At 72.3% G+C, this 7,874-nt stretch carries 11 protein-coding genes; 6 read left to right on the top strand and 5 right to left on the bottom strand.

All coding sequences use genetic code 11. The features are described from left to right. Both GT042_RS01015 and GT042_RS01010 read right to left on the bottom strand, forming a co-directional pair. Positions 1 to 560, bottom strand: a 560-nt coding sequence (locus GT042_RS01015) for a carboxyl transferase domain-containing protein (protein ID WP_345943631.1), incomplete at its 3' end; no start/stop codon positions are given. Next, positions 553 to 2,043: an acyl-CoA synthetase gene (locus GT042_RS01010; RefSeq protein WP_161306799.1), complete on the bottom strand. Its 1,491-nt coding sequence runs from the start codon at positions 2,041 to 2,043 to the stop codon at positions 553 to 555. The genes GT042_RS01015 and GT042_RS01010, both read right to left, overlap by 8 nt. A gap of 114 nt (positions 2,044 to 2,157) precedes the next feature. On the opposite strand from GT042_RS01010, the gene GT042_RS01005 reads away from it, so the two are divergent. Continuing rightward, entirely contained in the window at positions 2,158 to 2,724 is a 567-nt protein-coding gene (locus GT042_RS01005; protein WP_161306798.1) for a putative glycolipid-binding domain-containing protein, read from the top strand. Positions 2,725 to 2,800: 76 nt separating this feature from the next. Further along, a complete protein-coding gene (locus GT042_RS01000; RefSeq protein ID WP_161306797.1) occupies positions 2,801 to 3,913 on the top strand; it encodes a DNA alkylation repair protein in 1,113 nt (370 codons plus the stop codon). A gap of 226 nt (positions 3,914 to 4,139) precedes the next feature. Here the strand turns inward: GT042_RS01000 and GT042_RS00995 are convergent, their stop codons facing one another. Together GT042_RS00995 and rpmG are read right to left on the bottom strand one after the other, a co-directional pair. After that, on the bottom strand, positions 4,140 to 4,400 hold the full coding sequence (locus GT042_RS00995) for a type B 50S ribosomal protein L31 (protein WP_161306796.1): 261 nt from the start codon (positions 4,398 to 4,400) through the stop codon (positions 4,140 to 4,142). A 61-nt stretch (positions 4,401 to 4,461) separates the two neighbouring features. Further along, a complete protein-coding gene (gene rpmG, locus GT042_RS00990) occupies positions 4,462 to 4,626 on the bottom strand; it encodes a 50S ribosomal protein L33 (protein ID WP_161306795.1) in 165 nt (54 codons plus the stop codon). Between the two features lie 161 nt (positions 4,627 to 4,787). On the opposite strand from rpmG, the gene GT042_RS00985 reads away from it, so the two are divergent. The 3 genes from GT042_RS00985 to GT042_RS00975 all read left to right on the top strand — a co-directional run bounded on the left by GT042_RS00985 (position 4,788) and on the right by GT042_RS00975 (position 7,048). Further along, positions 4,788 to 5,444 carry a histidine phosphatase family protein gene (locus GT042_RS00985; protein WP_161306794.1) on the top strand — a complete coding sequence of 219 codons (657 nt, stop codon included), beginning with the start codon at positions 4,788 to 4,790 and terminating at the stop codon, positions 5,442 to 5,444. 287 nt (positions 5,445 to 5,731) lie between these two features. Next, entirely contained in the window at positions 5,732 to 6,208 is a 477-nt protein-coding gene (locus GT042_RS00980) for a hypothetical protein (protein ID WP_345943630.1), read from the top strand. A 45-nt stretch (positions 6,209 to 6,253) separates the two neighbouring features. Beyond that, a complete protein-coding gene (locus GT042_RS00975; protein ID WP_345943629.1) occupies positions 6,254 to 7,048 on the top strand; it encodes a fibronectin type III domain-containing protein in 795 nt (264 codons plus the stop codon). 15 nt (positions 7,049 to 7,063) lie between these two features. On the opposite strand, the gene GT042_RS00970 is transcribed toward GT042_RS00975, so the two are convergent. Beyond that, positions 7,064 to 7,576 (bottom strand): MarR family transcriptional regulator, encoded by a 513-nt coding sequence (locus GT042_RS00970; protein WP_202532189.1) that lies wholly within the window; start codon positions 7,574 to 7,576, stop codon positions 7,064 to 7,066. A 117-nt stretch (positions 7,577 to 7,693) separates the two neighbouring features. On the opposite strand from GT042_RS00970, the gene GT042_RS00965 reads away from it, so the two are divergent. After that, the coding region (locus GT042_RS00965) for an HGxxPAAW family protein (RefSeq protein ID WP_345943628.1) at positions 7,694 to 7,874 on the top strand (181 nt) is incomplete at its 3' end.

The following is a 7,874-nucleotide window of genomic DNA, read 5'->3' as shown; positions in this document are numbered from 1 at the left end:
GCGTCCACGGGCCGTACCCGCGAGCCGGCGAAGCCGATCTGGGCGTCCGGCAGAGCGAGCACGACATCGGCGCCCGCGCCCAGGGTGGCCCAGCCACCGCCGGTGGTCGGGTCGCGGACGACGGCCACCTGGGGCAGCCCGGCCTCCCGGGTCAGCGCCGACTGCCGTGCCACCCGCTGGAGTTGGCGCAGGGCGCGCATACCCTCCTGCATCCGGCTGCCGCCGGTGGCGATGAGCGAGACGACCGGCAGTCCCTCCCCCCGCGCCCGGGTGTGGGCGGCCTCGATCCGGTCGCCCGTCGCCTCGCCCAACGAGCCGCCGAGGAAACCGAATTCGAAGGAGATCAGCACGGCCCGGGTGGCGCCGATCCACGCGGTGCCGCAGACGACGGACTCGGCCTCGCCGGTGGCCCGTCGTGCGCGCCGCCGCTGCTCGCCGTACCCCTCCCAGGCCAGCGGTCCGTCCGGCGCGGAGATGTCCTGGGGCGCGGGCAGTTCGGCGAAATCACCGCCGCCGGTCACCTCGGCGATCGCCTCGCGGGCGCTCGGCCGGTCAGCCACGGAGCGACCTCTTCATGATCTTGCCCATGTCGTTACGGGGCAGGGCGTCCAGGTGGCGCACCGTACGCGGCCGTTTGTGCGCGGCGAGCTGGCCCGCGACGTGGTCCGCCAACTCCTCGGCGGACGGCGGCGCTTCGGGGTTCCGCGGCACGATCCACGCGACGATCCGCTCGCCGAGGTCCGCGTCGGGTTCGCCGGTGACGGCGGCCTCCCGTACCCCGGGATGCTCCAGCAGGACGTTCTCGATCTCCCCGGCGCCGATCTTGTAACCGCCGCTCTTGATCAGGTCGGTGGCCTTGCGGCCGACGATACGGACGTAGCCGTCGGGGTCGCGCACCGCCATGTCGCCGGTGCGGAACCAGCCGTCCGCGAAGGCGGCCTCCGTCGCGTCCGGCCGGTTCAGGTAGGCGGTGAAGAGGTTCGGGCCGCGTACCTGGATCTCGCCGACCGTCTCCCCGTCGTACGCCTCGATCGGTTCGCCCGACTCCTCGACGAGGCGCAGTTCGACCCCCCGCAGCGGCAGCCCGACGGTCCCGGCGCGCGGTTCACCGTCCGCGCGCACGCTCGTGTTCATCAGGGTCTCCGTCATGCCGTACCGCTCGACCACCCCGCGCCCGGTGGCCGCGGTGATCCGCCGGTGGTCGTGCACGGGCAGCGCGGCGGAGCCGGACACCAGGAGCCGCGCCCCGGCCAGCGCCTTCACCAGCGCCGGGTCGTCGGCCAGGGCCTCGGCAACGCGGTGGTACATGGTCGGTACGCCGAAGAGCATGGTGGCCCCGGAGGACAGCTCCCGCGTGACCCCGGCGGTGTCGAACCTGCCGAGGTGGCGTACGGACCCGCCCCTGCGCAGCGGGCCGAGGACGCCGAGGATCAGTCCGTGGACGTGGAAGAGCGGCAGCGCGTGGACGAGGACGTCGTCGGCGGTCCACTGCCAGGCGTCCTCCAGCGCGTCCAGGGTGGCGGTCAGGGCCCGGCGCGGCAGGACGGCTCCCTTGGGCGGCCCGGTGGTCCCGGAGGTGTAGACGATCAGCGCGGGCGCTTCGGGAGACGGCTCGGGAGGCAGCGGCGCGGGACCGTCACCCGGGGACGCGTCGTCCGGCCCCGTCTCCGGAAGTGGACCCGAACGGGTCGCGCGCGTCACGACGTCCACCCGCTCCACCGCGGCCAGTCCCGGCGGCAGTGCGGCGCCCGCCTCCACCAGGACGAGTTCCGGGGCGCTGTCGGTGACGATGTGCGCGAGTTCGCGTTCCCCGCTCTTCGGGTTGACGGGGACGACCGGCACCCCGGCGAGCAGTCCGGCCACCACACCCACCGCCGTGCCGAGCGTGGGCGTGGCCCAGACCGCGATCCGCCGCGCACCGGCGATCCGCGGGACCAGGGCGCCCGCGTCGTCGGCGAGTTCGGCGTACGTCAGGGTGTGGTCGCCGAACTGGAGCGCGGGCCGGTCCGCACGTGCGGCGAGGGCCGGGAAGAGTGGGGTCACGCGTCGTTCTCCTTGACGTCGGCGCTGCCGGGAAGGCCGGGAATAGCCATGGCCACCAGTGTGCCCGCACGCCGGGCACCGGGGAGTGTCAGACCCCTGCCCTAGAGTGCGGACATGGCTGCATCACACGTCCTCACCTGGGACGTCAGGGAGAGCAAGGGGTACGAAACCAGCTGGGTGACGCTCGGCGGGGACCGGCTGGACGCCCGTGGCAGAGCGGTCGGTACGACGCCGGAGCCGTACTGGCTCTCGTACGAACTGGACACCGGTCCCGGCTTCGTCACCCGGGCCCTGCGCGTCGGCGTGGAGAGCGCGGCCGGCACGCGCGCCCTCGACCTGCGCCGGGACGAGGACGGCGGGTGGACCGTGGACGGACGTCCGCGGCCCGACCTGGCGGGGGCCCTCGACTGCGACCTCGGCCTGTGTCCCCTCACCAACTCCATGCCGGTGCTCCGGCACGGACTCCACGCCGGTCCCGGCGAGGCCGCGTTCCTGATGGCGTGGGTGTCCGTACCCGAGCTGACCGTGCACACGTCCCGGCAGACGTACAGCCACCTGCGGCGCACCGGGCGCGGCGGACTGGTCCGCTTCACGTCGGGCGACTTCCGCAGGGACCTGGAGTTCGACGCGGCGGGGCTGATCCTCGCCTACCCGGACCTGGCGCAGCGCATGGAGGTCTGACCCCTCGTACCTCCCGCAAAACCACAGCCGACCAGCCGCCGGCGAACCGAGCCACCCCGCCCCCAGGGAGAAGTCAGTGCCCACAGCAGACGAACTCATCAGCCCCGCCGCGGCCGCCGGCCTGGTCCGCTGTCTGGAAGTGGTCGCGCCCCGGCGGGAGCTCCCGGCCCTGCGCCGGGCCGCCGCGTCGCTCGCGGGGGTCGGGCTGCGGGCCCGCAACGACCTGCTGCGGGAGGCCCTGCTGACCGATCTGCCCGCGTCCTACGCCGACTTCGACAAGACCGTACGGTCGGCCATGGACGACCCGGAGTTCACGGGCTGGATGATCTGGCCGGTGACCGACGCGGTCGCGACCCGGGCGCTCGCCTCGGACGATCCGCGCGCGTTCGACGACGCCCTGGCGCTGCTGGCCGATCTCACGCCCCGGCTGACCGCGGAGTTCGCCCTGCGCCGCCTGCTCAACGCCGACCTGGACCGCGCCCTCGCGGACATCCAGGGGTGGACCGCCCATCCGGACGCGCATGTACGGCGGCTGGCGAGCGAGGGGACCCGGCCGCGCCTGCCCTGGGCCGTACGGGTCAAGCCGCTGGCCGGCCGGCCGGAGGCGACGGTCCCGATCCTGGACGCCCTGTACCGGGACCCGTCGGACTACGTGCGGCGGTCGGTCGCCAACCACCTCAACGACGTGAGCCACACCGGCCCGGACCTGGCGGTGCGGGTCGCGACGGCGTGGGCGGCGGCTCCCGACGCCAACACCGCGAAGGTCGTACGCCACGCGCTGCGGACCCTCGTCAAGCAGGGTCATCCCGGGGCGCTCGCCCTGCTGGGATTCCCGCCGCCCGCCGCGCTCACGGTCGCGGGGCCGGTCCTCGGCGCGACCGCGCTGTCCGTCGGCGACGAGCTGCCGTTCGAGGTCACACTGACGAACGACTCGGCGGCGCCGACGCGGCTGGCGGTCGACTACGTGGTCCACTACCGCAAGGCCAACGGCGGTACGGCCCCGAAGGTCTTCAAGCTCACCACCGTGACCCTGGCCCCCGGCGAGACGGTGGTGCTCGCGCGTCGCAGGTCCTTCAAGGCGATCACCACCCGGACGTTCCACGCCGGGGAGCACGCGCTGGAGGTCCAGGTCAACGGGGTGGCGCGGGGCCGGGCCGCCTTCCAGCTCCACGTACCGCGGAAGGCGTGAAAGGGGCCCCGGCCGGTTCGGGGGATGCCGGCCAGGGCCCACGGTGGAGGAACGCCCCACCCCACCGGCGCGTTCCGCCCGGCCGCCCGCGGGCCGTGTGAACTGTGCCACGCGGGCAGGACCCCGCCCCACGCGGAAGCCGGCCGCCACCCCGGCGGGGGCGGCGGCCGGCTTCCGGTCTCCGAGAGGATTCGTACGCCCCAGGGCTCAGGGCCCCGGGAAGGAGTCAGTCGGTCGGGGTCTCGCGCTTGCCGTAGCGGCGCTCGAAGCGCTCCACGCGGCCCGCGGTGTCCACGACACGGCCACGTCCGGTGTAGAACGGGTGGCTCGCGGACGAGATCTCCACGTCGATGACGGGGTAGGTGTTGCCGTCCTCCCACTCCACACGCTGCTCCGAGTCAGCGGTCGAACGCGTGAGGAAGGCGGCTCCGCCGGCGCGGTCCCGGAAGACGACCGGACGGGAAACGGGGTGGATACGAGGCTTCATGCGGAATCCTTCCTCGGTACGGGTGGAGGGAGTGGGACGGGGCGTTCGGTGCGACGGACGATCAGCGCTCTTCGCGAAACATCACGTGCTCGCCGGCGACCGCGTCGTACTTACGAAGGACAAGACGGTCGGGATTGTTCCGCCGGCTCTTGCGCGTCACGTACGCCTGGCCGGTGCCCGCCGTCGACCGGAGGGTGACGACCGGACGGGTTTCGCTGCGTGCCATGGGGGCTCCAGACTCTCGATATCGCTCCCATCGAGCGGTACGTCTCTGTAACACACCACCCCGTTGTGACATTCCCGCCACGTCCCGGCCCCTGGGACAGGAGAGACTGGGGGTGACTCCGGACGGCCGGGGCGCGGACAGCGGAAAGCAGGGCGTCATCCATGGGTGAGTTGATCCTCGTACGGCACGGTGAGACGGCCTGGTCTCAGTCCGGTCAGCACACCGGGGCCACCGACCTGCCGATGACGGCACACGGTGAGGACGAGGCCCGCGCCGTCGCGCCGCTGCTGCGGGACCGCCACATCGGGCTCGTGCTGGTCAGCCCGCTGGCGCGGGCCCGGCGCACGGCCGAACTGGCCGGTCTCAAAGCCCCTCGCATCACTCCGGACCTGCACGAATGGGACTACGGCGCGTACGAGGGCATCACCACGGCGGACATCCACCGGACGCGGCCGGACTGGAGCCTGTGGACCGACGGGGTGCCCCCGGGTCCCGCCGACCACCCCGGCGAGCAGCCCGGCGACGTCGGGGCCCGCGCCGACCGGGTGCTGGAGGAGGTCATGGACACCCTGCGGGCGGGCGACGACGACATCGCGCTCGTGTCGCACGGTCATTTCCTGCGCGTACTGACCGCGCGTTATCTCGGACTGAGCCCGGCGGCCGGCGCGCTTTTCCAGCTGACCACGGGAACGGTGTCACGACTCGGCCTGGAACACGGCAATCCTGTCATTACCGCCTGGAATCTCACCGTCCCGGCCAGCAGCTTCCGGGCCGCGTCGCGGGGAAAGAAAAAGCTGTCCTCCCGTTCATCAGGCTGAATATCGACCCCCTTCCAGGCTCAATTCATCACCACATTCGCACTGTTCGCGGCATACGTGTATTCACGTCCCTGAACTTCGTCGACTTCTGCTGAATCCCTTGTCGCCCGCCGCACGCGCTTCTACTCTGTCGCCCAAGTCATTTGGGAATGGAGATGTGAAACGTGTCCAGGAAAACCCGAATCGCCACTGTCCTTTCCGCCACTTCCGCCCTTCTCATGGCGGCTCCGGCCGCCCATGCGGAAGTCGAACCGGGAGGGTGGAATTCGACGTCCCCCTCCTTCACCGTGCAGGAACGGGGCTGCGGCCAGGTCGACAACCTGACCTTCACCCTGACCTGCTCCACCGCGAGCGGCGACCAGCGCGCCGAGCGCAGGTACGCCACCTACACCGGCGGCACCCGCCAGTTCGAGGGGTACTTCCGGATATCCGCCATGGGCGGCACGCGGATCAGCCTGAAGCAGACGTTCAACGAGTCCGCCTCGGGGCCGTACTTCATGCTGGCGGCCGAGCGCGGCGGCCGGCTGTACGCCGTGCACGGCGGCACCACACTCTCGACCGCGGGCACCGTCGGCGCCACGGTCCGGGTCAACACCGTGCACCAGGTGGGCACTTCGCACCGCACGTACATCAACGGCTCGCTGAAGCACACCTACAGCAGCCCGGGCGGCAGCTTCTACGACAAGTTCGGCGCGTACCGCACCGACAGCGGCAGCGGGCCTGCCACGGTCGTGTGGAGCAACGTGAAGTTCTGGAGCAAGTAGGACCGCCCCTCCCCCCACACACACACGCCAGAAGGACCCCCCTCCGTGCTTCCACAACCCCGCACCTCTGCCATGGTGGTGCTCCTCCTCGTCCTGGCGGGCTGCACCGCGTCACCCGACGTGACACCGGACCGTACGAGGGCCGCGCGCCCCGCCCCGCCCGGCGGCGGCCTCGTGCTCACCGGAGAACTGAAATCCCCGGTGGACGCCGTCCTGCGCTGGAAGGGCGACGAGCCGGGCGCGGCGGGCCGCGTCCTGGAGTTCGCGACCGAGCCCACGGGCCCGTACACCGTGCTGGAGTTCCTGGCGCCCGGCCGGACGGAGTACGAGCACCCGGACCTCATGCCGCACACCCCGTTCTTCTACCGGCTGCGGCCCTACTCCGGCCCCGCCTCGGCGCCGGTCGAGGTCACACTCCCTCCGGGGGAGCCGACGGCGGAGGACCAGGAGGACGACCACACCTGGACGGCGCCCCGCACCGTGGACGGGCCGAAGGCCGACACCCATCCCGTCGTGGACGCGACCGCCGGCGGGAGGAGCCCGGCCGCCGAGCCGTCGGAAGCCGCCGCGCCGGGAGATCTCCGGGCGACGGTCATGCACGCGGCGGGCATCCGCTTCACCTGGACCGACCACGCCGAGGACGAGGACGGCTTCCTGCTGGAGACCAGGCCGCCGGGGAGCGGGACGTACCGCCCGGTGGCCGTCCTGGACCCGGACATCAACTCCTTCGGCCTGATCACCCTGCCGGACGAGAAGACGGCGTCGTACCGCGTACGGGCCTTCGTGTACGGGGAGCAGTCCAACATCGTCCAGCTGGAGACCGGCGCCGGCAGCCGGTGACCTCCGGCCCTCCCGTCAGGACCGGTCCGGTGCCGGCTCCGCCGCTTCGAGGCGGGCCGGCATCTCGTCGAGGGAGACGCGCATCAGGTCCTCGGCGCGGGTGAACCAGTCGACCAGGACCGCGATCTCCTCCGGCGCGTAGTCGGCGAACAGGCCGTTGAGCCGTTCGTAGAGGCAGCCGTAGACCTCGTGCAGCCGGGCCGCCGTGGACGGGGCGGCGACGACCCTGATCCGCCGCCGGTCGGCCGGGTCCGGCTCCCGGTGCGCGTACCCGGCCCGTTCGAGCCGGTTGAGGACCCCGGTCACCCCGCCGGTGGTCAGATTGGCCAGCGCGGCGAGTTCCCCGGCGCCGATCGGCTTGTCCCCCGCCCCGAGGATGTGCCCGAGGCAGGTCAGATCGGTGATGTTGATGCCCAGCCCCTCGGCCACCCGGTGCTGGCCGACGGAACTCAGCGCCATGACCCGGTCCATCCTCGCCAGTGCCTCCGCAGGGGTCGCCGACGGCCGGGGGTTGCCCTTGCCCACCATTCTCCTTAGCATCTAAGTTACTTAGCACGTGAGATACCTTTCCCACGTGCGAAGTCTAGGCGCGGCACACGGCTGCCGCGTTCCTGGGAAGCACATTCGGCGGAGAGAGGAAGCCCCATGAGCGCGCACGGCGACGTCGACCTGGGTCATACCGTCGCGGGGTGGACGGGCACGGTCGTCGCGTGCGCCGGGACCGCCGGGGCGGGAGCGGCGCTCTGTGCCGCGTGGGCGCCGGGCATCTGGCTGGGCCTCGGCGTGGTCGCCGTGGGCGCGCTCGTCACCTGGGTGCTGCACCTCG

The sequence above is a fragment of the Streptomyces sp. SID3212 genome (genome assembly GCF_009865405.1).
GTDB lineage: Bacteria > Actinomycetota > Actinomycetes > Streptomycetales > Streptomycetaceae > Streptomyces.
This window is presented reverse-complemented; position numbering and strand designations above follow the sequence as displayed.

Bases quoted from the DNA above. Each gene is read 5' to 3' on its own strand.
- GT042_RS00970 (WP_202532189.1), bottom strand. From the start codon at position 7,576: ATGGTGGGCAAGGGCAACCCCCGGCCGTCGGCGACCCCTGCGGAGGCA.
- GT042_RS00995 (WP_161306796.1), bottom strand. From the start codon at position 4,400: ATGAAGCCTCGTATCCACCCCGTTTCCCGTCCGGTCGTCTTCCGGGAC.
- GT042_RS01005 (WP_161306798.1), top strand. From the start codon at position 2,158: ATGGCTGCATCACACGTCCTCACCTGGGACGTCAGGGAGAGCAAGGGG.
- rpmG (WP_161306795.1), bottom strand. From the start codon at position 4,626: ATGGCACGCAGCGAAACCCGTCCGGTCGTCACCCTCCGGTCGACGGCG.
- GT042_RS00985 (WP_161306794.1), top strand. From the start codon at position 4,788: ATGGGTGAGTTGATCCTCGTACGGCACGGTGAGACGGCCTGGTCTCAG.